Annotated in this window: 16 protein-coding genes and 2 pseudogenes; 5 read left to right on the top strand and 13 right to left on the bottom strand. The window is 70.4% G+C overall.

What is annotated here, in order from left to right; translation table 11 throughout:
• Positions 1-191: 191 nt before the first annotated feature.
• Both ABZ396_RS24455 and ABZ396_RS24450 read left to right on the top strand, forming a co-directional pair.
• A complete protein-coding gene (locus ABZ396_RS24455) occupies positions 192-1427 on the top strand; it encodes an MFS transporter (protein WP_358926819.1) in 1236 nt (411 codons plus the stop codon).
• 169 nt (positions 1428-1596) lie between these two features.
• Entirely contained in the window at positions 1597-3540 is a 1944-nt protein-coding gene (locus tag ABZ396_RS24450; protein WP_358926820.1) for a LamG-like jellyroll fold domain-containing protein, read from the top strand.
• Between the two features lie 410 nt (positions 3541-3950).
• Here the strand turns inward: ABZ396_RS24450 and ABZ396_RS24445 are convergent, their stop codons facing one another.
• The 6 genes and pseudogenes from ABZ396_RS24445 to ABZ396_RS24420 form a co-directional block, all read right to left on the bottom strand.
• Positions 3951-6884: a hypothetical protein gene (locus ABZ396_RS24445; RefSeq protein ID WP_358926821.1), complete on the bottom strand. Its 2934-nt coding sequence runs from the start codon at positions 6882-6884 to the stop codon at positions 3951-3953.
• A gap of 2 nt (positions 6885-6886) precedes the next feature.
• Complete coding sequence (locus ABZ396_RS24440) at positions 6887-8734, bottom strand: HSP90 family protein (protein ID WP_358926822.1); 1848 nt, start codon at positions 8732-8734, stop codon at positions 6887-6889.
• 50 nt (positions 8735-8784) lie between these two features.
• On the bottom strand, positions 8785-9771 hold the full coding sequence (locus tag ABZ396_RS24435) for a hypothetical protein (protein WP_358926823.1): 987 nt from the start codon (positions 9769-9771) through the stop codon (positions 8785-8787).
• 107 nt (positions 9772-9878) lie between these two features.
• The gene (locus ABZ396_RS24430) at positions 9879-10487 is read right to left on the bottom strand and encodes a class I SAM-dependent methyltransferase (protein WP_358926824.1); all 609 of its coding nucleotides are present in this window, start codon (positions 10485-10487) and stop codon (positions 9879-9881) included.
• A 171-nt stretch (positions 10488-10658) separates the two neighbouring features.
• Positions 10659-14216, bottom strand: a complete 3558-nt coding sequence (locus ABZ396_RS24425; protein WP_358925329.1) for a choice-of-anchor D domain-containing protein — start codon at positions 14214-14216, stop codon at positions 10659-10661.
• Positions 14217-14944: 728 nt separating this feature from the next.
• Positions 14945-15221: pseudogene (locus tag ABZ396_RS24420) on the bottom strand (VOC family protein); the annotation flags it as partial.
• Here ABZ396_RS24420 and ABZ396_RS24415 point away from each other — a divergent pair.
• Both ABZ396_RS24415 and ABZ396_RS24410 read left to right on the top strand, forming a co-directional pair.
• Positions 15211-15360 (top strand): annotated as a pseudogene (locus ABZ396_RS24415) (transcriptional regulator); the annotation flags it as partial. The pseudogenes ABZ396_RS24420 and ABZ396_RS24415 sit on opposite strands and share 11 nt — an antisense overlap.
• 529 nt (positions 15361-15889) lie before the next feature.
• Positions 15890-16480, top strand: coding sequence for a Chromate resistance protein ChrB (locus tag ABZ396_RS24410; RefSeq protein WP_358925327.1), 591 nt, complete (start codon positions 15890-15892; stop codon positions 16478-16480).
• Positions 16481-16552: 72 nt separating this feature from the next.
• Here ABZ396_RS24410 and ABZ396_RS24405 read toward each other — a convergent pair whose 3' ends face one another.
• The 6 genes from ABZ396_RS24405 to ABZ396_RS24380 all read right to left on the bottom strand — a co-directional run bounded on the left by ABZ396_RS24405 (position 16553) and on the right by ABZ396_RS24380 (position 22303).
• Positions 16553-16753 (bottom strand): hypothetical protein, encoded by a 201-nt coding sequence (locus ABZ396_RS24405; protein WP_358925325.1) that lies wholly within the window; start codon positions 16751-16753, stop codon positions 16553-16555.
• Entirely contained in the window at positions 16750-17511 is a 762-nt protein-coding gene (locus tag ABZ396_RS24400) for a hypothetical protein (RefSeq protein ID WP_358925324.1), read from the bottom strand. The genes ABZ396_RS24405 and ABZ396_RS24400 overlap by 4 nt, the downstream gene beginning before the upstream one ends.
• Entirely contained in the window at positions 17508-18674 is a 1167-nt protein-coding gene (locus ABZ396_RS24395) for an ABC transporter ATP-binding protein (protein WP_358925322.1), read from the bottom strand. Before ABZ396_RS24395 ends, ABZ396_RS24400 begins: the two co-directional genes overlap by 4 nt.
• Positions 18671-20503 (bottom strand): hypothetical protein, encoded by a 1833-nt coding sequence (locus ABZ396_RS24390; protein ID WP_358925320.1) that lies wholly within the window; start codon positions 20501-20503, stop codon positions 18671-18673. The genes ABZ396_RS24395 and ABZ396_RS24390 overlap by 4 nt, the downstream gene beginning before the upstream one ends.
• A gap of 4 nt (positions 20504-20507) precedes the next feature.
• Positions 20508-21569 (bottom strand): ABC transporter substrate-binding protein, encoded by a 1062-nt coding sequence (locus ABZ396_RS24385; protein WP_358925318.1) that lies wholly within the window; start codon positions 21567-21569, stop codon positions 20508-20510.
• Between the two features lie 473 nt (positions 21570-22042).
• Positions 22043-22303, bottom strand: coding sequence for a hypothetical protein (locus tag ABZ396_RS24380; RefSeq protein WP_358925316.1), 261 nt, complete (start codon positions 22301-22303; stop codon positions 22043-22045).
• 74 nt (positions 22304-22377) lie between these two features.
• Between ABZ396_RS24380 and ABZ396_RS24375 the strand changes: the two genes are divergently transcribed.
• Entirely contained in the window at positions 22378-22635 is a 258-nt protein-coding gene (locus ABZ396_RS24375) for an integrase core domain-containing protein (protein ID WP_358925315.1), read from the top strand.
• Between the two features lie 117 nt (positions 22636-22752).
• Here the strand turns inward: ABZ396_RS24375 and ABZ396_RS24370 are convergent, their stop codons facing one another.
• Positions 22753-23250: a spore-associated protein A gene (locus tag ABZ396_RS24370; RefSeq protein WP_358925313.1), complete on the bottom strand. Its 498-nt coding sequence runs from the start codon at positions 23248-23250 to the stop codon at positions 22753-22755.
• Between the last annotated feature and the right edge of the window lie 43 nt (positions 23251-23293).

The raw sequence follows: 23293 nt of genomic DNA, 5'->3' as shown, positions 1-23293 counted from the left end.
ATGTGGATTTTCGGTGAAGCGCTGCTAGTGGCTGAGAAATTGGGATCGCGCCCCGGGTTCCGGCAGTGCACGCAAAGGCCGGAAAGCGGTGTGTCCCGGTGGCCGGTGGACGCTCCACCACTCTGCGAGCAGGCCTAATCTGATCGGCGAGCAGACTGGATGGGCACAGCAAGTGGACGGATTGGACTGGATTGGACACGCAAAAGACGCGGAGAGCGCCGTTCGCCGCGCTGCGCCGGGGTACCGCCATGCCGGTCGCCGCGCAGGTGCTCATCGCGGGAACGCTCTTTTCCCGTCTCGGTGACACACTCGCCTCGCTGGGGCTGGTGCTGCACGCGGCGGACCGGGACATCCGCTTCGGGGTGACCGAGGTGATGCTCGCCGAGCTCATCCCCACGGTGCTCGCGGCACCGCTGATCGGCTCGGTGGTGGACCGGTTCAGTGCGCGCGCGGTGTGCCTGTGGGCACTGCTGGTCCAGTCGCTGGCCCTCGGCGCGGCCACCGCCGTCGGCGGGTTCCATGTGAAGGTCGCGCTGATCGCGCTGTCGGCCCTGGCCGGAGTGGCCTCGGTGGCCGCCGGGTTCAAGATGCTGCCCGCCGTCGCCGGGGACCAGCACACCGGCAGGGCGAACAGCCTGCTGACGGCCGGACTCTCCGTGGCGGGGCTGCTCGGGCCTCCGCTGGCCGGCTTCCTCACCTCCCAGTGGGGCACCGGCGTGCTCCTCGCGGTGGACGCCGTGTCCTTCCTCGTCCTCGCGGGCTGCACCATGCTGGCGGTGCCCAGCACCGTGGACGTGGCGATCGGCCGCCGCCCCGCCACGAAGCTCGCGGACGGCTACCGGGCGCTGCGCGACGCCCCGGTGGTGGGCACACTGATGCCGGCGCTGGCGGCGGCGATGCTGGCCACCAGCATCGAGAATGTCGCGGGCGTCTTCTACCTGCGGGACGTCGTCGACGGCAACGACACCGTCTTCGGCCTCTTCCTGGCGACCTGGGCACTGGGGTCCGTCCCCGGCGCCCTGCTCGCGGGCCGGGTGCGCTGGGCGGACCGGCACACCCTGCTGATCGTCGGCGGCATCACGGGCATCGGCCTGGGTCTGCTCCTCACCGGTCTGATCCCGGTCGCCGCGGTCATCTTCCCGCTGTTCCTGATCGCAGGCTTCGGCAACGGAGCGTGCAACGTCGGTCTGCGCAACGCGGTGCACTCGCGCGTGCCGGCCGAGGTGCACGGCAGCGCATGGGCCTGCTTCCAGGCGCTGTCCCGCAGCTGCATCGGCCTGGGCTATCTGCTGGGCACCCCGAACAGCCTGGTCTCCAGCCAGGGCCAGGTGATCATCTCGGGTGTCATCCCGCTGGCCGCCATGGTGTGGGCGGCCCTGGCCACCTTCCGGCGCGGCGAGCACACCGTGACGGAGACCTCGGCCTGAGCAACCGACCGCTGGTCGGAGAGTAACCGGGGCCGAACGACGGCGTGCGGGCCAGTCTTTCGATCCTGGACAGACGCCCGGCCTTCGCTTGTCACCTCGTGTCCGCCCGGCTTAGGGGCCTTCTGGGTAGCGTCGTCGCAGTTTGAACCATCGACCCGGGAAAGGCCCTATGTCCATTCAGGATGACACTCCGTCACAAGAGACGACCGGGCAGAGTCGGCGTGGTTTTCTCCGCAACGCGGCGCTGGCCGGTGCGGCAACTGTGGGCGCCTCCTCGCTCGCCGGAACACCCGCGTTCGCCGCCGTCACCGCCCAGAGCGGCGGGACCGGCACCTGGAGACCGGATCCGACCGCCAGCCGGTTCACCCTCGCGGTCATGCCGGACACCCAGTTCCTGTACTGGGGCAGTCAGGACAGCGTCAACCGGACGCCGCAGGAGGAGTCGTTCCGCTACATCATCAAGAACAGCGGGGGCGCCACCGACGACAACATCGTGTTCATGGCGCACCTCGGTGACCTGACACAGGACGCGGACCCGTCGTCCTTCCAGCAGGTCGACAAGGCGTTCGCCATGCTGGACGCGCACGGTGCCGCGTACAGCGTGCTGGCCGGCAACCACGACGTGAGCGGTGACGACAGCCGCGGTGACACGGCGTATCTGCGGACCATGGGACCGCAGCGGTTCAAGCACGCGAAGACGTTCGCCGGGGCGGACCCGACCGGCTACAACACCGCGCACATCTTCCAGGCCGCCGGCCGCTCCTGGCTGCTGCTGGCCCTGGACTGGCGGACCAGCGAGCAGGGCTTCGCCTGGGCCGACGGCGTCATCAAGGCCCACCCGAAGCTGCCGGTGATCCTCACCACGCACGACCTCGTCTACTCGAACTACGATGACAACGTTTTCCCGTACGAGTCCGGCGACCCGGAGAACAACGCCGTGCTCTCCGGCTACGGCCAGACGGTCTGGGACAAACTGATCAACGACAACGACCAGATCTTCCTGACCCTCAACGGCCACTACTGGCCGCCCGCGCGTACGACCGCGAAGAACGCCGCCGGCAACGACGTGCACCTGCATATCACCAACTACCAGAACCGCTACTTCGGCGGTGGCGGCATGATCCGCCTGTACCACTTCGACCTTGCCCGAAACACGATCGACGTCGAGACGGTCAACCCCTGGATCCTGGCCCAGGAGCCGGAGTCCCGTACCGAACTGGCGGCCCAGCACGCCCGGATCACCGGCCCGGTCGACAACTTCTCGGTGCCGGTCGACTTCGCGGAGCGGTTCTCCGGCTTTGCCCCGGTTCCGGTCCGGCCGGCCCGTCCGGGCGCCCGGGAGCTGGTGAAGGGCACCCTGGCGTACTGGCGCTTCGACGGGCAGGGCACGCCCGGCACCGCGCTCACCGCGGGCCAGACCGTGCCCGACCTGTCCGGCAGGGGCAACGACCTGACGGTGGTGACCGTGCCGGGCACCGCCGCCGACGCGCTGACCTGGTCGGCCGACCACCACCCCGACCAGCCCGCGCACGCCAGCCTGCAGTTCACGGGCGGCCGGAACCCGCTCCACGGCTCGTATCTGACCACCGGGGCGAAGGCTCCGCTGAACGCCGAGACGTTCGAGTCCGGGTACACCATCGAGACGTTCGTGAGGATGCCGCTGGACTGGGACGCCGGCAGCAACGGCTGGGCGTCGATACTCAGCCGCCGGGGTTCGGCCGGTGACGCCGGCAAGCACGGCAAGAACACCGACCCGGGCGAGCCCGTGCTCCAGCTCGCCATCTCGAACAACGGCCGTGAGCCGCAGTTCAACCACTACCCGCTCAACGACACCTACCCGACCACCAACTGGGGCCACGGCCTGGTGGAGCTCAAGTGGTGGCACCTGGCGGTGGTCAACGACGGCCGCCACACGAAGCTGTACGTCGAGGGCGCTCCGGTCGTCGACAACCCGAACCGCCTGTCGGTCGGCCTCACTTCGCTCGGGCTGCCCTGGCTGGTGGGCGGCCATGAGTACGCGGGCGCCGTCGACATCGTGTTCCACGGCGGCATCGGCGACATCCGGATCGTGAACCGTCCGCTGTCCGGCGACGAGTTCCTCACCGCGAAGTAGCCCGGTGTCTCCCGTCTCCGGCCCACCCGCGGAGACGGGAGACGCGCGTCACTCCCAACGGCCTGACAACGTCGCCACGCACGAGTGTCTAGTGCATCGCCTGTGCTTGCGGCAGGTCAACGAGGCCAACAGGACGTTCTGACTGCGAAGTTCTCGGATCCGCGCGTGCCGGACGCCGGCGATCTCACCCCGGGCCGCCCGTCCACGCGGGCCGTTGCCGTCGAAGACGCGAACCCGCGCCCTGCACGGGAGGGGCCGGGAGCCGCGCCGAGCCGTGGGATTCCTTGCGGGAGTTACGGTGCTTCAGCAAAGGCTCCTTTCGGGCCGCCACCCGGAGCACGCACCGGCCGGTCGGCGAGGGGGCCCGCCCCGTCCCGAGGCGGGCCGGCCCCCGGTAGGGGCCCGTCGTGTTACCCCTCGTCGCGTAGCCGGGTCGCCAGGGAGGTCAGCGGCTTGGTCTCCTCGGTGTGAGCCAGGGCGGTGAGGCAGGAGACCGCACTGTCGAGGCGGGTGAGGGCGGGGGCGGGGCGTTCCAGGTAGAGGCCCTCCACGGCAGCCGCGAGACGGACGCACTCTGCCCACTCGCCGGCGTGGTCCTCGTCGGGTCCCGGTTCGCCGAGCAGGGTGAGGGCCTTGTCCAGAGCGACCAGGGCGGTCTCGTACTCACCGGCGTAGGCGTTGACCCGTCCGTGTTCGTAGGCGAGGGCGCTGTCCAGGGAGCGGCCGCGGGCCTCGTACCCCGCGGCGCGGGCCTCGTCGGCGATCCTGCCCGCGTCGGCGAGGAGGGCGAGGGCGTCGGCCAGGCCCTCGGGCCCCTGCCGCTGGGCCTGGAGGCGGGCGAGTTCGCGCAGGCAGCTGCTGAGCTGCTCGTAGCGCGGGGCCCGGACGTGGGCGGCGAGGGCCTGGTCCGCTGCCTCGCGAGCTCGGCCGAACTCGCCGGACTCGGCGAGGAGCACGGCGGTCTCCGCGGCGATCATGGCGTGGCTGCCGGGGTCGTCGTCCCAGCCGGCCGACTCGGCCGCGAGGGCGGCGAGCTCCGCCGTGGCGGACTTGAGGTCCTCGCCCGCGTGCAGCGCGCGGGCGCGGCACAGGCGCAGCTGGGCGACGAGCCGGTCGTCGACCTCTCCGGCGGCGACGTCCGGTTCCGCCAGGAGGGAGTCGAGCAGAGCGATGCAGTCCTCGACACGGCCCAGGTCGAGGCTGAGCTGGGCCGCGTTGCTGTAGGTGCAGAACGCGTCCGTCCGGCTGCCGTGGCGCAGTTCCAGCTCCGCGGAGCGCGTGAGGTGCCGCAGTGCCTCGTCGGGGCGGCCCAGGTGCATGCAGGCCTCGGCCAGATCACTGTGGAGGCGTGCGGTGTCGACGGAGTCGGACGGCCACTCGGCGGCCAGCCGCAGAGCCTCGGTCAGATCCACGTGGGCGGCCTGCGCGTCGCTGAGGCCGAGCTGGAGCCGGCCGCGCAGACCGAGTGTGCGAGGCAGGTGCCAGGCGGGGCCGTGCGCCTTCAGCCGGCCGAGCAGGGCGTCGATCTCGGTGAGCGCGGCGGGCAGGTCGCCGGAGAGGGCGTAGGTACTGGCCCGCAGCAGGTGGGCGCCGGAGATCTGTCCGGCGATGTCGTGCCGGGTGGCGAAGGCGAGCAGCAGGTCCACCTCGGCGAGGACCGGCGCGATGTGCTCCTCGTTCCTCGACGTCTGCAGACGCAGGCCGAGCGCGGTCGCCCGCAGCCGCAGCAGACGGGCCTCCTGGTACGGGGCGAGGCCGGGCGTCTCCTCGTGCAGCCGGACCAGGGCCGCGTGGGCGGCGGTCAGCGCGGCGGCCTTCGCCTCGGCTCCGTCGGCACGCTCCGCGGGGATCTCCGCCGCGGGGAGCAGGGCGCAGGCGCGGGCGAGCACCGCGTGACCCGGCGCTCCGGCCTCGTCGTACAGGCCCGCGGCCTCCTCGTACAGGGCGGCCGCCTTGTCGAACTCATCCTTCTCGCCCACCCGGCTCGCCTCGTCGACGAGCAGGTCCGCGCGCAGCTGTGCGAGCGGTCCCACGGCCGGGTCGTCGGGGTGGGCGTAGTCCGGGGCGGTGACGAGGGTGCGCAGCCGTACCCAGCAGGCCGCCGCGTCAGGATGCGCCTGTTCGTCCAACGCCCGTGCCCGGGCGATGAGGTCGGGCAGCGACTCGGGGACGGCGGCGGTGGTCGTGCGGGCGGCGGGCGCGGCAGCCGGGGCCACGTCGTCGAGGCCGCGGGCGCGCAGGGTCAGTTGCAGTGTCTCCAGGAGGGGGGCACGGTCGAGGCGGGCTCGGCGCCGGTCGGTGTGGGCCGTGGTTCCGTTGCGGGCGTCGAAACGGGCGGCGAGGTCGGCGGCGCGGCCGCGCACCTCGGCGTGCAGGCCGGCCACCGTCCAGGTGCGGCCGGCGTATCCGGCGGCGGGCAGTTGGCCGTGGCCGAGGAGTTCGACGCGCTGGAGGAGGACCTCGACGCCGGTGAGGAAGCCGAGCAGGTCCAGCGGCGAGTCGACGTCGTCGAACAGGCTGCGGTTCTCGGCGAGGAGTTCCAGGCCGCGTGCCTCGTTGCCGGTCAGTGCGCAGAACTCCAGGTGCCGGCCGACCTCACCGGACATCGAGGGGTTGCGGCGGCAGGCGCGGTAGCCGGTGAGGTGCAGCTCGCGGGCCCGGTCGGTGCGGCCGGTGCGCAGCAGGGGAAGCAGTGCGTAGGAGACGGAGCGGGCGGGCTCCTCCTGGCAGGATTCCTTCCCGGTCAGGACGGGCTCCCAGTTGCGCAGCGCCCGCTCGTCGTCGCCCGCCGCGAGGTGGTACAGGGCGCGCTCGCAGATCTCGCAGGCCTCGCAGTCGCTGAGCTGGGTGCGGGTCCGTCCCGCCCACAGTTCGAAGGGCAGGCCGGTGTCCTCGCCGACGTGTGCGGCGAGCCGGTAGGCCTGTCCGTAATAGGGCTGGAGACCGAGACCGGCCTTCTCGTACCGGTCGCGCATCTCCGTCAGCCACTGGCGCAGGCTGGCCAGGGGTATCTCGGGCAGGGCGACCAGGGCGTTGGCCACCCACTTGAACCGCCAGAACAGCAGGTGGCGCAGCCGCTCGTCGAACATGTCGGGCTGCTCGTCGAAGAGGGTGAGCAGGCGGGCGAAGACGACGGGCGACTTGCGGGGTTCGGAGCCGTAGGTGTACGCCTCCTGAAGTTCCAGGAGGGCGTGGATGAGCGCGACCGGCTCCGCGAACTGCTCGGCGGCTTCGGCCAGTTCCTCGGCCGTGACGGTGCGGGTACGGCCGTAGGGGCGCCGGTCGTTCTCCTGGAGCGCCTGGTACAGCTGGTCCGTGTTCTGGGGATGGGGTGCGGTGGGCATCGTCAGCTGTCCTTGCGGAGGGCGTGGGCGAGGAGATCGAGGAAGGAGCGGTTGATGAGGCTCGACTCGGCGGGCCTGAGGGGGCGCCGGGACAGCATCGCGGCCTGCCCGTAGAGGGCTTCGGCGCTGGTACGGGCCAGTTCGGGTTCGCCGATGGTCACCGCGGTACGGACCAGTGGATTGAGCTGGTTGAGGATCAGCTGGGCCCGCGGAGCGTCCTGACGCAGGTGGCCGAGGATGTCGCCCCACACGCCGCCCTGCTGTTCGCGGGCGAGCTGGGAGCGGGTTCGCTCGTGGCGGGCCTCGCGGCTGTCGAGGAGGAGGGCGGGGGCCGAGGCGGGCTGGAACGTGCGCAGCGCGACGTCGCAGTCGAAGACGGCGAGGGCGTCGCGGGCCAGGGCGAGGTAGGCCGCGGCGGCGAGTTCCGTCTCCCGGTCGACGGGGTCGAGGTGGGCGGTGAGCGTGGCCGGGTCGAGGTCGGCGACGCTGACTTCGGGCCTGATCTCCGGCAGCCGGTGGACCAGTTCACGGTCGTAGGTGTAGCCGCCGTTGACGACGCCGAGCCCGGCGGCCGAAGCGATCGCCGCGACCTGCCGGAACTCCTCCACGCTGGAGGTGACGAGCACGGTGCGGTGGGTGCGCGCGAACTCGTCCAGCGTGGCGTGTCCGGCGGTGGTCTCGAACGGCAGCCATGGCAGCAGCATCCGCAGGATCTCGTCGTCGTGCACGGCGAGGGACTTCACGGCCAGGTGGTGGGCCTGGAGGAAGCGGCCGAGGAGCTCCGGGTCGCTGGCGGCGGTACGGGCGATCCACGCGCGCAGCCGTTCGGCGAGGGCGTCACGGACGGCGGCGAGGGTGTCGTCCTCGTACAGGGACTCGCGGGACGCGGTCGGGCGCAGGCTCTCGGCGTCGAGGACGCAGCGGACGAAGAACGCCCACTCGGGCAGGATCTCCTCGGCCTGCTCGGACAGCAGCATGCCCTTGACGTGCACGCGGTGGCCGTGGCGGCGCCCGGCCGGCACCGTCTCGGGGAGCACGCACGCGATGCCCTTCAGGCCCACGGCCGGCAGGTCCAGGTCGATGGTGTCCAGCGGTGTGAATCCGAAGATCTCCTCGCCGAACGCGGCCAGCGCGCGGGAGCGTGCTCCCGGCGTGGGGTACGTGCGCGCCCAGGGTGCGGGCTCGGGATTGACCGACGCACCCGGGCCGTCGGTGCCGTCGTCGAAGGTCACCGGGTGGCGCAGCAGGGAGCCGAAGTGCCGGGCCAGCGCGTGCACCTGGGCCGGCCGGGTCCACTCGCCCGTGTCGGCGCGGGGCGTCAGCGTGACGGTGGTGCCGGGCCGGGGCCGGGCGGAGGCGGGCAGGGTGCGGACGGAGTAGCTGCCGTCGCCGCGTCCCCGCCACTCCACGGCGGGGGCGCCGGGGGTGCGGGCGGAACGGCTCAGGACGTGGATCTCGTCCGCGACCAGGAAGCAGGAGAGCAGGCCGATACCGAACTGGCCGATGAAATCGGCACGTTGCTCGGCGATCCGCTCCGCACGCTTGCTGCTGCGGCCGATGGTGGCGAGGAAGGTGTGTACGTCGGCCTCGGTGAGGCCGACGCCGTCGTCCTCCACCCGTACCACCGAGCCGTCGGCGTACAGGCGGATACCGAACGCGTCGGCGGGGGCGCCCGGTTCGAGGTCGTGCCGCGCGGTCAGCGCGTCCACCGCGTTCTGCAGGAGTTCGCGCAGGTAGACGCGGGGGCTGGAGTAGAGGTGGTGGGAGAGGAGATCGACCAGGCCGCGCAGATCCACCTGGAAGGTGCGGTCGGCGCCGGCCGGGGTCGAAGGGGTGTCGGGCAGAGTCATCGGGCAGTCCGGGGTGAGGTGGGCGTCGAGAGCCGGGCGGGGTGGCGGGGTCAGGTGTTGCGCCGGGCGCGGGCGTACATCTGTTCGGGCTGCGCCATGTACTCCCAGGGCCACGGGGTGTAGGCGCCTTGCAGCTCACGGAAGACACGCGGCGTCGCGGTGCTCACGGAGGCCAGGGACAAGGCCATGGCGAACATGTTGAAGTCCCGCTGCCAGCCCGGGCGACGCACGTAGGCGGGGTCGAGGATGCTGCGCTCGGCCGCTTCCACCAACTCGTCCTGGATCTCTGGGCTTCTGAGGCAGTTCTTGTGGTCGGACTCGACCCAGTCCTCGATGTGTGCCATGGCGATCACACAGCCGAGGCGATGGCCGTCGGGCGCGCCGGCGAACGCCTTCCGGGCGAACGCCAGGGCATCACCGGGCTCGCCGCCCCAACGAGGCTGCAACTGCGAAACCCACCCGATGTGGGTCTCCAGGTCCAGCGTGTCGCGGCGCAGGGCGGCGTCGAGCCGGGTCTCGTTGACGGCGCGGCCCAGCGACATGCCGCGGCCGGAGGTGAGGAGGAGGCGCCACGGCGTGATCCATTGCGGCCGCAGTTCGGCGGCCTCGAACAGTTGCTCCTCGGCGATGTGCAGCCTCTCGTGGAACACCCGCCACTGCTCCTGCGTGACGTGCGCGGCACGCGCGCTGGTGCGTGCCTCCCACCCCCAGCTGATGTGGCGCGCCCCGGATATCAGCAGAGCCGTCGCCCGGTGTTCCTTGTCCGCCTCGACGGCCCGGCCGATCCAGTCCTGCACGCCGTCCAGCTCGGCCAGCTCACCGAGGACCTGGTGGTCCCGGCCGAGTTCGAAGGGGGCCAGGGCCGCCTTGACCGCCGCCCAGTCACCCGCGGCGGCCGCCTCCACCAGCGCGAGCACCCGCGCGTCTCCGAGCGCGCGCAACGTGTACATGCCGTTCTTCGGCCTGCGCGGGGCGGGAAGGACATGCGGATCCGCCGGCGCTCTCTCCCCGCCTCTGCCGAACAGCTTCTCGAACATGCCGCGCCCTCCCCAGGATCCGCGTGATCATCGGGTGCAGCATAAGCGGCACCACCGACAGCACTTCCACGGGGTTTTCCACCGGTGGTTCACGATGACCGGAAGGGTCAGCGGCGGTGGACGCTGACGGCGTACCCGCCGCCGTCGTAGTAGGGGTCGGCGTCCCAGGTGGCGAAGCGGTCGACGAGGGTGAGGCCGGCCGCGGCGCAGTGGTCGTCGTACTCGGGCAGGGTGACGCAGGGCGGCACGGGCAGATGGGCCTCGTCCAGGCCGAACCCGGAGACCAGCAGGCCGCCGGGGCGCAGGGCAGCGGCCAGCCGCTCGACCACAGTGGCCTCGGTGCCGGCCGCCAGCATAGGCAGGATGTTGCCGGCGGCAACCACGAGATCGAAGTCGGCCGCGATGCCGAGCCGACGGGGCTCGAACTCGGCAAGGTCGGTCTGGAACCAGGGCAGTCCCGGGGCCTGCTCCCGCGCCACAGCCAGCATCGACGCGTCGAGGTCCACCCCGACGCAGTCGTACCCGAGTTCCGTGAGCCGGATCATGACCCGTCCGGTACCGCACCCGGCGTCCAGCACCCGCGCTCCGGCGGGCACCAGTGCCGCGCAGAACCGTGCCTCTCCGTGTACGTCCTTGCCGCTGCGGGCCACAGCGGCGAACCGTGCGGCGTAGTCCTCTCCGGACGTCCCCCCGGTCAACTCCTGCCAACGGCTCATGCGGCCCACTATAGGTCGACCCTGTGCCGCTCGAAGATGCGGCTGAATCGCCCGCGAAAAGCTCTTGGTCTCAGGCCGCGCACGTTCGCGTCAAGCGCCGAAGACCCTCGAACTCCGAGACCTGTAGGTGCCGCCGAGCGCGCCGGCGCTCGGCGGCACCGTCAGGTCGGATCAGGTGTTCCAGACCTGCAACTCCGAGAGCTGACCGGCCGGCCAGCCGTTGTTCGCCGTGATGTTCACCCGGACGTAGCGCTGGGTGGTCGCGGTGAACGTGATGGTGACCGTGTTGTTGGTGGCGGGGTCGAAGGCGTACGTGGCCGACGACTTGATGGTGGTGAAGCCGGCGCCGTCGGTGCTGCCCGACAGGGACAGCGTCTGGTTACGGGCGCCCCAGGCCGCGGGGAGCTGGAGGACGACGCGCCCGGCGCTCTGCGCGGAACCGAGGTCCACCTGGACCCACTGGGGAAAGGCGTTGTTGGCGCTCTCCCAGTAGGACCCCTGGTTGCCGTCCGTCACGTTCGACGACGCGTACACGTCGGCGTGGCCGGACTCGGTGGTGGCCGCGCCGGCTGCCAGGTTCCTGCTCACCGTGCCGGCGCCGGTGCCGGTCAGCGCGACCGTGGTCGTGCCGTTCGACGCGTTGCTGGCGATGCTGAGATCGCCGGTGCGGGTGCCGGACGTGGTGGGCTTGAACGTGACGTTCACCGTGCAGGAGGCGTTCGCCGCGATCGACGTCCCGCAGTTGTTGGTCTGCGAGAAATCGCCCGCGACAGTGATGCCGGAGACGGTCGCGGCCGCGGTACCGGTGTTGGTCACCGTGACCGTCTTCGCACTGCTGGCGGTGTTGAGCGCCTGGGTGGGATACGTCAACGACGTCGGGCTGGCCGACAAGGTCGCCGTCGAGGGGCCGCCGGCGCTGGGGAACACCTCGAAGTCCGACAGCTGGGCGGCGTTCCACCCTGTGTTGGCGGTGATGTTCACCCGCACGTATCTCGCCGTGGCGGCGTTGAACGTGATGGTCACCGTGTTGTTGGTGTTCGGGTCGAAGGTGTACCCGGCCGATGCCTTGATCGTGGAGAAGCTGGAGCCGTCCGTGGATCCCTGCACCGACAGCGTCTGTGTGCGGGCCGCCCACGCCGTCGCCGGCGGGAGCTTGAGCACGACCTTGCCGACGCTGTAGTTCTGGCCGAGGTCGACCTGGGCCCATTGCGGGAACGAACCGTTCGCGCTCTCCCAGTACGTCGAGGCGTCCGGGTCGGTGAGGTTCGAGGCGACGTACGGACTGGAGCTTGAACTCGCCGACGCCGGCCGCCCCGCGGCGACGTTGGTGGTGCTGTCGATGCCGCTGCCGGTCAGGGAGACGACGGTCGGGCTGTTGTTGGCGTTGCTGGTGACGGTCAGGTTGCCCGTGCGCGGTCCGCCCGTGGTGGGCTTGAACCCGACGCTCACCGTGCAGGAAGCGCCGACCGCGAGCGTGGCGCAGTTGTTGGTCTGGCTGAAGTCACCGGTGACCGCGACGCCCGAGACGGTCGCCGACGCGGTGCCCGAGTTCGTCACCTTGACCGTCTGCGCGGTGGCCGACGAGCCGACCACCGTGCCGGTGAAGGACAGGGTCGCCGGGTCGGTGTTCAGAACCGGGCCCGGCGCGGTGCCGGTACCGGAGAGGCTGACCGTGTTGGTGATCCCGCCCGCGTTGACGGTCAGAGCACCGCTACGGCTGCCGGTCGCCGTCGGCGCGAACTTCACGCTGACGGTGCACGAGCCGTTCGCCGCGATCGACGAACCGCACGTGTTGCTCTGGGAGTAGTCGCCGCTGGTGGAGATCGACGAGACGGACGCGGCTGTGCCGGTCGGGTTGGAGACCGTCACGGTCTGTGCGGCGCTCGTCGAACCGGTCGGGACCGAACCGAAGTTCAGCGCGCCGGGGGTGGCCGTCACGCCTTCGGCCGGGTAGGGCGGGTAGACCGGAGCCGGCCAACCGCCGCAGTACGGCGTTCCGCTGATGCCGGAGTTGCCGCCGCCGTCGGTGACGACGAAGTTGCCGCCCGAGCAGTTGTACACCGGGGACGAGTAACCGACTCCGGTCGCCGTGACGTTGGTGAACTTGGCGGCGCCGCCGGTCTGCTCCTGCAGGGCGAAGGTTCCGGTGCCGGCGATGGTCACGTTGTTGAGGTTGACCCCGCTGATGGTGCCTTCGACCCACTGGATGGCCTCGTACGGGCTCTGCTGGATCAGCGCGTTGGTCACGTTGATCGGGCCGGTGATCGCGCCCTGGCTGCCGTCGAACCACAGTGCGCCCACGCCGAACTGCCAGTTCGGGTCGAGGCTGCCGGCCCGGATCATGGTGTTGTCGGAGATCGTGGTGGTGCCGACCGGCGTCGACGTGAAGCGCTGTCCCACGTGGATGCCGCCGCCCTGGGCGAGGCCGGTGTCCACCACGCGGTTGCCGCTGACCGTGTTGTCGTGGCCACCGTAGATCGCGATGGCGTTGGCGAGGATCTGCAGTGACACGGTGTTGTTGGAGATCGTGTCGTTGGCGTCGGCACCGATGCCGGAGTCCGCCCAGGTGGCGATGCCGTCGTCGCCGGTGTTGCGGATGTCGCTGTTGGTCACCTTCGAGTTGGTGACGGCGCCGTGGAAGTTGATGCCGTCCGCGGTGGTGTCCCGGATGCGCATGCCGGTGAACGTCAGGCCGTCCATCGGCCCGTCCATCCAGGCGCCGACCTTCATGTGGTCGATCCACAGGCCGGCCACGGTCGAGTTGCTCATCGCGCCGCCGATGCCGTTGACCTGGGCGCTGTCGTTGCGCTCCTGCACGTTGCCGAAGATGGCGAAGTTCTGCAGGTGCACGTTGGTGCTGGCCGAGGGTGCGGAGTTGCCGTAGAAGCCGGGTGCCGTGCCGGTGACGGTCGAGTACCACATGCCGGCGCCGGCGATCGTGACGTTGTTGACGCTGATGTGGCCGGGGATGTTGTAGGTGCCCGGCGGGATCCACACGGTGCCGCCGGGGCCGGCCGCGCTGATCGCGGCGTTGAACGCGCTGGTCGCGTCTGTCGCACCGGTTGCGTCGGCGCCCTTGCTGGTCACCGACACCGACCCCGAGGGGGCGGTCTGGGCGGCGCCGACCTGCTCGAAGTCGGCGAAGTCGATCGTGTACGAGGAGGCGGTGTTCCCCGGATCGACCTGCAGCTTGAAGGTCGTTCCCGCCGGATAGGTGGTGGAGAACAGCCGGTGGGCCTCGTCGAAGAAGTGGTGCGGGTTGCTGCCCGGCGAGTTGGTGAAGGGGTAACTGCCGTAGTACCAGCTGTAGGCGTTGGTCAGGGTGAAGTCGGGCTGCTTGACGCCGTTGATGTACAGAGACAGTGCGGCGGTGTAGACCGAGCCGCCCGAGGTGTCGGGGATGCTGTACCGGAAGTTGATCGAGTTGGTCGCCACCGGCGTGGTGAACGTGACGTACTGGCCGGCGCCCTGAAGCGTTGTCGCCTTGCGGTACGACGCCTCGTCGGCCAACTGGCCCTGGGTGTAACTCGGGCCGATGGGCGTGCCGTTGGTGGCGGAGTTCTCCGCCTGCACCTCGACGTACGGCAGGCTGGCACCGCTGCCGCCGGTGGCAGCGGTCGCCGCCCAGGCCGGTTGGACGGCCAGAGCGACGACGCCGACGGCAGCCAGCATCGCGGTGCTGACCGCCCAGACGAGGGCTCGTCTCAGATCTCGTATGGAATGGAACACTTGCCACTCCTTTCACGCGGAACGCCGGAACTGTTCCGCTGGCACCGTCAGGACACGGGGTACGGAGGGGAGGTGGGGGGTGGTGGCGGCGCAAGGGGGACCGTAATATCCTTGATATGAACACGCAATAACTGGACAGGACTTTGCAACAAATAAAAATGGTCCCCGCAAGATCTCATGTGACTGACGGTCCGTCGGTCGGCGGGCAGGGTCACGTGGGTGGTCACGGTGGCCCAGGTCTGCCAGTTGCGGGTGGCGGGCAGGTCGACGGCCGCGGTGGGGCCGGCGCCGGAGGCGTCCGACAGGTGCAGTGCCCGGCCACCGCGGAGGGAGCCGCGACACGCATGCCGAGGGTGTAGGTGCCGGCCGTGGCGGCCTCCACGGTGCAGCGAAACCACTGTCCGCCGCCGGCGTCAGAGGTGTTGTCCGGGTCCAGCGACCGGACGGCCGCACCCCCGGCCGGCGTTCCCGCCTCGGCCTCGTGACCGAGAACGGTGTCGCCGCACCCACCGCCGCGCTCGCTGCCGCCTGGGCCTGCCGGGGCGAGGGGTGCGGGAAACCGGCGCCCCGACCGTACAGATCACCCCTCCCCTGCGCTAGATTCCGACGAAGCAAAGAATCAGTCACGCAAACAATTGCAACTTCCTTGCTGAATTACGCAAATCCTGGACAGCATGTCCTCGCAGTCGACCAGCGTCATCGGCGCCACGGCGGGCCTGCTGGTGGCGTCAACGTGCGAATTTCTCGATGGCAGCTGCGGTGACGGGGGTGAAGAAGTTGATGAGGTTGCCGTCGGGGTCGCGGAACAGCAGCGACCGGTTGCCCCACGGCATCGTGGTGGGCTCGTTGACGAAGTCGGTGACGAAGCCGGTCAGGTTCTGGTGCACGCGGTCCACGTCGTCGACGAGGAACTCGGTGATCACGCTGCGGTTGTCCGGCCGGACGGGCGGAGCCCGGGGCGAAGAGCGGGACCGTGCGGGTGCCGGCGATCGCAAGGGTTGCGCTACGGGCGGAGCGGCTCGACTGGTTGCCTCCGGTGCTCGCCTCACTCGACCGGCCGTTCGTCATCGAGCGCCCGGACGAACTGCGCCACCTCGTCGTCGCGTTCGCCGATCGCCTCGCGTCCTACGCCGGCCAGGCCTGACAGCGAGAAACCAATGGCGTAGTTGAGCGATGCCGACAACGGCTCGTGCGGGCCGAGGCTCAGCTCGGCCCGCACAAGTCGGGGATACGGTCTGTGTCCGAGGGGGGATTCCGCCGGGTCGCACAAAGGCACCGATCCGCTTGCCATTGGGCAATCGTCGTTGCGTTGAGCGCTGCCGTGGAGTGTTCGCCGCGCTCGTCGGTACTTTGCGGCACTGCCCTTGGCCGGCACTCCGCAGGGCATCGCATCTCACTGACCATCGACGGCAACACGATCTAGCTGGAGCGGGCATCCGCCACCGAGCAGCACGAGGACACCGGGCTGTGAGGGCTGGCCGCTCCCGCACAGGTCGCAGAGGCGTTCGCTGCTGTTCTCCAGCACCCCCGACATCGCGGGGTTCGAGGTCACCACGATGATCAACGAGCCGCACTACCAGGTCGGCCAGCGCGCTGATCGGCAACGATGTGGGCGGCGCTTGCGCGATCCCCGTATGGTGGCTGCGGCAAGCGGGTCGACTGGGAGGTGCACGGTGGTTTCGACGGCTTCGGAGCAGGAGGGGGAACCCGAAGGCGCCGAGGTGGCAGGTCACGGGCAGCGGTGGCTGGTGCTCGTCTACCGGGTGCCGAGCGAGCCGACCCGGCTCAGGGCCGCGGTGTGGCGCCGTATCAAGGGCCTGGGCGCGATCTATCTGCAGAACTCGGTGGCGGCCTTCCCCCGTACCCTCGCCGCGGAGCGGGCGCTGCGTGTACTGCGCAAGGAGATCATCGACATGGGGGGCACGGCCCAGCTGCTCGGCTCCGAGGTGCTCGCCGGGGAAAGCGATGTCGCCGCCGCGTTCAACGCAGCCCGGGACGACGAGTACGAGGAGATCATCGACCGCTGCAAGGACTTCCTGGAGCAGGTGGAGAAGGAGTACCAGGCCGACCACTTCACCTACGCCGAGCTCGAGGAGAACGACGAGGACCTCACCAAGCTCAAGAACTGGTTCGCCAAGGTGCGCAAGCGCGACCTGCTGTCGGCGTCCGGCCGCGCGGAGGTGGGGGCGGCGCTGAAGCGCTGCGAACAGGTCCTGGAGGAGTACGCCGCGCGGGTCTATCTCGAGGAGGGCGAGACCCGCTGACCGCCGCCGGAGGCGGGCCGGCGTGAGGGGGAGCGGGTCCCCGTCCCGCCGGCTCGTTGCTCCGGCAGACCGCTACGCGCCGCGGGTCGCCCGCCTCAACGACACCCCCAGCAGCGCCACCGCCGCGACCGGTACCAGCCACCAGGCCGGGACGTCACCGGTGACAAGCAGCGCGGTGACGGCGAGCGCCAGGACCACGCCCACCGCGACGGTCCAGTCGTCGCCGACCAGGAAGTCGTACCAGAAGCGCAGGAATCGCGTGATCGGTGTCATGAGGCCGCTCCGGCGTTCTGGGTGCGGGCCGCCACGCCGGTACGGCGCAGTAGGGCCACGTAGGCAAGGGACACGGCGAGGACCCCGGGGACAAGGACCAGCAACGCGGCGTCGGCGCCCGGCCATTGGACCCCGGCGCCTTCGGCACCCCAGAAGGTGCCGAAGGCGGTGAGCAGAACACCCACCGCGAACTTCATGGTGTTCTCGGGCACCTTGGCCAGCGGCCCCCTCACCAGCAGGCCGACCGCGACCACCAGCACCACTGCGGCGGCGGCCCCGAGCGCCGCCGTCCCGATCCGGCCCTGGACGGAGCCGAAGGTGACCACGATGAACGCCACCTCCAGGCCCTCGAGGAGCACACCCTTGAATGCCAGAGTGAAGCCGTACCAGTCGGTGACGAAGGCCCGGCTCTCGTGGGAAGCGGTCTCGGCGGCCGCGACCTGCTCCCGGTAGATCTTGTCCTCGTCGTGCAGCGCCTTGTACCCCGACGCCCGCAGGATCGCCTTGCGCAGCCACTGGAGCCCGAAGACGAGCAGCAGGGTGCCGATCACCAACTGCATCGCACCCATCGGGATCCGGCCGACGGCCGGCCCGAGCACGGCCACCACGACCGCCAGGACGAGCAGCGCCGCGCCGACTCCGAGCAGGGGCGAGCGCCAGCCGCGGGTGACACCCGCGGCCAGGACGATGGTGAGTGCCTCGACGGCTTCCACCGCGCAGGCCAGAAAGACGGCGAGGACCAGTGCAGTCCCGCTCATAGGATTCCTCCAGTGGTTATCGTGCGTGCGACACCTGCAGGGACGTCGGACGCGGCACGTCCGGCGCTGGGGTAGGCGAAACATCCGCCGGCCTCCACGGTCAGCGTGACGGTCTGGCCCCGCGGCCAGGCCCGCTGGTCGAAGACCCCGCAAAGCAGCGCCCCGTCCGGGAGTTCGACGACGTGGTCGTACCCGCGCCCCCGATAGGCGGTGTCCTTGATGAAACCGGTGAGCGTGCGTTCCGCCCCTGCCGCGTCCGGGCGGCCGATCCGCAGGGCCGCGGGTCGCATCAGCAGATCCACCGACGCGCCGTCGGACGGCCTGGTCGGCGCGTGGGCCACGAGCGTGCGGTCCAGCACCCGTACGCGCACCGCGCCGTCCTCCGCCAGCCCCGCGACCGTCGCGGACAGCTCCCCGGACAGGCCGGTGAAACGCGCCACGAAGGGCGAGGCGGGCCGGGAGTAGATGGTCTCCGGAGTCCCTTGCTGCACCAGCCGGCCCTCGCGCAGCACGCTGATCCGGTCGGCCAGCGCGAACGCCTCCGACTGGTCGTGGGTGATGTAGATCGTTGTCGCACCGGTCTCCCGGGCCAGCGTGGCGATCTCCACACGAAGCCGTTCCTTGAGGTCGGCGTCCAGATTGGACAGCGGCTCGTCGAACAGCAGCAGGCTGGGGCGCCCCGCGAGGGCGCGGGCCAGGGCGACGCGCTGCTGTTCGCCGCCGGACAGTTCGCCGGGGTGACGCCGTGCGTAGCCGCCCAGCCCGACCCGCTCCAGCAGCGCGCCCACCCGCGCCGTCACCTCCGCCCGATCGATCCCCTGCCTGCGCAGGGCATAGCCGACGTTGTCGGCGACGGTCATGTGCGGCCACAAGGCGTAGTCCTGGAAGACCATGCCGAGGCCCCGCCGCTCCGGCGGCACGCACACCCGCCGGTCGGCCACGACCCGGTCGCCGAGCAGCACCTGGCCCTCGTCGACCCGCTCGATACCGGCGATCACCCGCAGCAGCGTGCTCTTGCCGGACCCCGACGGTCCCAACAGGACGTGGAACTCGCCGGCCTCGACGGTCAGCGAAACGTCGTCGAGGACCGTGTGGGGGCCGTACCGCTTGACCACCCCGTCGATCTGCAGCTGGGTGACCTCGGCCCTGAGTTCGGATTTCACCGTTGCTCCAATCGATGCCAGCCCGACGGGGCGACGAGACGGAAGGTCAGAAGTGCGAGAGCGATGACGAGAAGGACGCCCGCGCAGGCGATCACCAGCGAGGCGGTGCCGGTGCCGAAGTCGTAGTTGACGATCAGACTGGTCACCGCGACCGATAGCGGCTGCTGACCGGGGGGATACAGCATCGAAGCAAGCGGTAGCTCCAGGAACCGGTCGCCGAAGGTCAGCAGCCACGTCCACAACAGCCCCCTGGACAGTAGGGGCAGGACGGTCGTGGCCCAGGTCCGTCCCGGTCCCGCGCCGTGCACCCGCGCCGCCGCCAGCATGGAGTCCTGCACCTGCGCGAAGGAACCCGCCAGCATCCGTGACGCCCCCGGCAGGGCGCCCGCGAGCAGACCGATGGCCAGCAGCGTCAGGGTGCCGTAGAGGTGGATGCCCAGGACGTTCATCAGCGGCAGGTTGTACGTGAAGATGTAACCGGCGCCCAGCACGATCGAGGGCAGGGCGACGGCCCCCAGCAGGAGCAGGTCCAGCACGCCCGCCGCCCGTCCGGCGCCGGTACGAGCGCTGCGGGAGAGGAAGCGGGCCACGAGCACGGCGCCGATCAGCGCCACCGTCGCGGTGACGGCCGCCAGTTGCAGGGACAGCAGGAGCGGCGCGAGCAGATTGGACTGCTGGAAGACCTGCCGGTAGTTGTCCAGCGTGAAGCTGTGCGCCGTCACGGTGCCGAAGGGTCCGAGCATGGAGGCGGAGACCACCCCCAGAGCCGGTACGGCGAGCGCGAGCAGGAAGAAGAGGCCGAGACCGGCCAGGGCCGCCGCCGAGCGTCGGCCGCTCAGCGGCACCCGGGCCGTGAAGCGGGTACGCCCGGACAGCACCGCGTAGGACCGGCCGCGGGTCGCCCTGCGCTGCGCCAGCATGGCCAGCACGATCAGCACCATCAGCAGCCAGCCCACCGCCGCCGCCGTCGGGTAGTCCGCGGGGAAGTTGGTCACGGCACCGGCGAGGGCGTAGGTGGCGATAGGGAAGTGCGCGTCCGCGGCGAGTGTCGCGGCCACGCCGTAGTCGCTGATGGCCTCCGCGAAGACGATCGCGACGGCCGCCCACAGTCCTGGGGCGAGCATGCCGAGCGTGATCCGGAGCCGGGAGCGGGTTCCCGCGCCGTGCACCCGCGCCGCGTCCTCAAAGTCGCGGCCGAGTCCCGCGACGGAGCCGGAGACCGCGAAGAAGGCGAAAGGCACGCCGCGGCTGCCGAGGACCCAGATCACCCCGAGCGGCCCCAGCACCAAGTGACGCAGCCAGCCGACGTCCATGCCCAGGAGCTGGGTCAGGACCCCGTCCGGTTCCACGAGGCGGGCCCAGCCGAGCGCTTCGAGATAGGACGGGGCGAGCAGCACGGCCCAGATCGCCATCCGCCACAGGCCGTCACCCGGGACCTTGGCCCGACCCAGCAGCAGCGCCAGAGCGGTGCCGACCGCCGCGGCGAGCACCGCGGCGGCCGCTCCCGTGAGGGCGGTGTCCAGCAGCGCCCGCAGCATGCTCCCGCTCAGCGCGGAGCCGAAAGGCGCCAGGGTGAACCACGCCGAGCCCTGGCCGAATGTCCTGGGGCTGACCGCGACCAGGAGGAACCCTCCCACCGGCGCCAGCAGCACCAGCCCGGCGGCGGCCCCGGCGAGAGGCCCCGCCAGGGTGCGCACGGCCGGGCCGACCCCGCCGAGCCGTGGCTGCCCCCACCGGGCTGCACGCTTCGGCCCTGGCCGGCCGGCCGCCTCCCGAGGGCGCTTGCCCCGGTCGGCCGCCGGAGCCGGGGCGAGCCTGTTCGTCGTCATGCCACTACTTCGCGATGTTCGCGGTGAACCACGAGTTGATCTCCGCTTCCTTCGGGCCCCAGATGGTCGGGTCAACCGTCTGGTACTTGACCGAAGACAGCGGGGGGACGGCCGGAAGCGGCGAGACGCCCTGGACCACCGGCCAGAACAGCGAGTCGCCGGTCGGGTTGCCGTTCTTGGCGGCCTGCTGTCCGGCTGGACTGAGCACGAACTGCTCGAACTTCTTGGCCTCGGCCTGCACCGCGGCGGGCGACTTGGCGTCGATGGCCATGACACCCGGCAGCAGGCTGACGCCGTCGACGAAGGCAGTCTTGAGGTGGGGGTCGTTTACCTTCTTGGCCGCGCCGAGGCCGGCCGAGCTCTGGATGAGGGCGATGTCGATCTGCCCGGTGGCGAGCGCGTGCAGCGTGTCGCCGTTCGTCTGGAAGACGTGCAGCCCGTTCGCCTTGAGCTTGGTGTAGTAGTCCTTGCCCCTGGACTCACCGCCGAGCTTGTTCATCATTCCGGCCACGAACGGGTAGGTCGGCCCGGACACGGCAGGGTTGTTCATGCCGACCTTGCCCTTCCAGGCCGGGGTCAGCAGGTCCTGCCAGGAGGTCGGCGGCTTCGGCGTCTTGGTCGTGTCGTAGACGATGGTGCCGGCCATGGTCACGCCGGACGGGGTGTAGCTCTTGTCCTTGGGCAGGGCGGCCTGGCCTGCCGCGTTGAAGGTGACCGAGGGGGTGTAGCCCTTCAGCAACTGTCCCTGGTTGTCCAGCGCCGCCGCCCACTCGGCACCGTCGGCCCACAGCAGGCCCCACTGCGGATTGGCCCTCTCCGCGGCCACCTTCGCCAGCAGCGGTCCCGTGCTGTCGTCCACGACCTTGGTCGGGATACCGGTCGCCTTCTGGAAGGCGTCGGCCACCGGCTGGTCGTAGCCCATGGCCGAGTAGAGGACGAGTGTCGGCTTCGCCGCGCTGCCGCCCGCCCCTGACGTGGCCGTCGAACCGCATGCGGTCGCGGTCGTCACGGCAGCGGCCGCGACGGCCGTCCACGCGGCCACTCTCCTGCTTGCCCATGTGACCATGGTGCACCTTCTCCTCTAACCGTCAGAGCCCATCGATCGTAACGACGGTTAGAAAGAATTGGTGGCGTTCGTTACGGGCAATGTCGTGGGCGATGACTGGGATCGGAACAGCGTGTTATCAGCACGGAAAGCTTTCACAGGTCGGTAAGGCGTCGATGCGCCGCCGAGCGCCGCCCCGGTGTGGCCAGGGCCGGCACCGCCTCGGCGGGGCTGGTACTGCTGGAACGGCTTGCCCTTGCCGTACGGGCCGTAGGTGAGGACTACTGGGTGGGTGCCGGGCTCGGTGGGGCCGGAAGACGTCGGCACGCAGCACGTTCCCGTCGCCGGCCTCGATCGGCACGTCCCATTCGACGATCATCTCGCCGACCAGATCGACACGGAACGAGCCTCCGAGGTAGGGCTGTTGGTCATGGACGGTTTCCCTTACCTTGACAGGAGTTCTCGGCGGCGCGGGCCGCCGGTGGGAGCGCGGCTCACCTGGCGGTGAAATACGCCGTCCGGTCGATGTCGGTGAGCAGGTCAGGGCCGGTCGGGATCAACCCGAGCTGTTGCTTCGTCAGTTCGCTCGAGATGTGGTCGTCCCGCGACGCGAGGGGTGCGAGCCAGCCGACGTGGCCGGCGGCCTCTTCGTTCGGCAGTGACACTTCGTCGGCACGTTCAGGCGCCGGCCGATCAGCTCGGCGATCGAGTGCATCGGCGTGCTTCGCCCTTCGCGACCGCGACAACAAGTACACCAGCTCCTTCGACGCCGTCTTCGAAGCGGAGGAGATGGAGGTGCTGCCAAGCGCGCCGCAGGCGCCACGGATGGATGAACGCCCACTGCGAGCGCGTGATCGGCACGATCCGCCGGGAGGCACTCGACCACGTTCTGATCACGAACGAGGCCCACGCCCCACAGGTGCTCGCCGAGTACCAGCACCACTACAACAGACATCCACCACAACAGGCCCGAGACCAACGACCGCCCGAGGCTCAGGACCAGCCCGCTATCGGGCACGACCCCTACGCACAAAGGCTCCTACGCGCCCGCGTCCTCGCCGGAGTCAAGTACAGACATGCCGCTTGAGCTGCAGCGATGAATTTCCGAGCCCCACAGGCCGCCCGCCGGCTTACGTGGCGGCGAAACGGGAGCCCTCGTCGCAGGTGCGAGGGCTCCCGTTGTTCATAGGCCGTTCGTTCCGTCTCAGCGCTGGTGCCTGTCGCGGAACTTGACGTCCTTCCCCGCGTACAGCGTCTTGGCCGCCGCCCGGCCGCAGTTCGAACTCGCGTTGAACGTCTGCCAGGTGCCGATGCCGCCGCCCCACTCGACACAGACGCCGGGCGCGTACTTGTACACCGGGCCCGCGTAGGACCGGTACTGGCCCTCGTCGACCGCCGCCTCGGTCTCCGGGCGGCCGACGACGTTGAGGTAGGCGAACATGTACGTGGGGCTGCCGACGGTGTTGCGCTTGGTCACGACACAGTTCTTGCCGGTCTTGGAGTTGTAGGTCAGATAGACCGTGCCCACGTTGGCGATCGCTGCCGAGTTCACCACCACATAGCCGGAGCCACAGACTCCGTTGTACGCCGCCGCCGCCGTCGCGGCCGCGGACGCGGTGGGCGCTGTCACCAGCAGGCCGGCCGGAACGGCCAGTGCCGCTATGGCCGCGGCCACCACACGGACTCGTTTCGGATTGCTCATGGGATGCCTCCCCCTTGTTCGGTTACCCTCCGACGCATGCGTC

This window comes from Streptomyces sp. NPDC005866 (assembly GCF_040629895.1).
GTDB lineage: Bacteria > Actinomycetota > Actinomycetes > Streptomycetales > Streptomycetaceae > Streptomyces.
The sequence above is the reverse complement of the archived record's forward strand: the minus strand, read 5'-3'. Positions and strand labels throughout refer to the sequence as shown.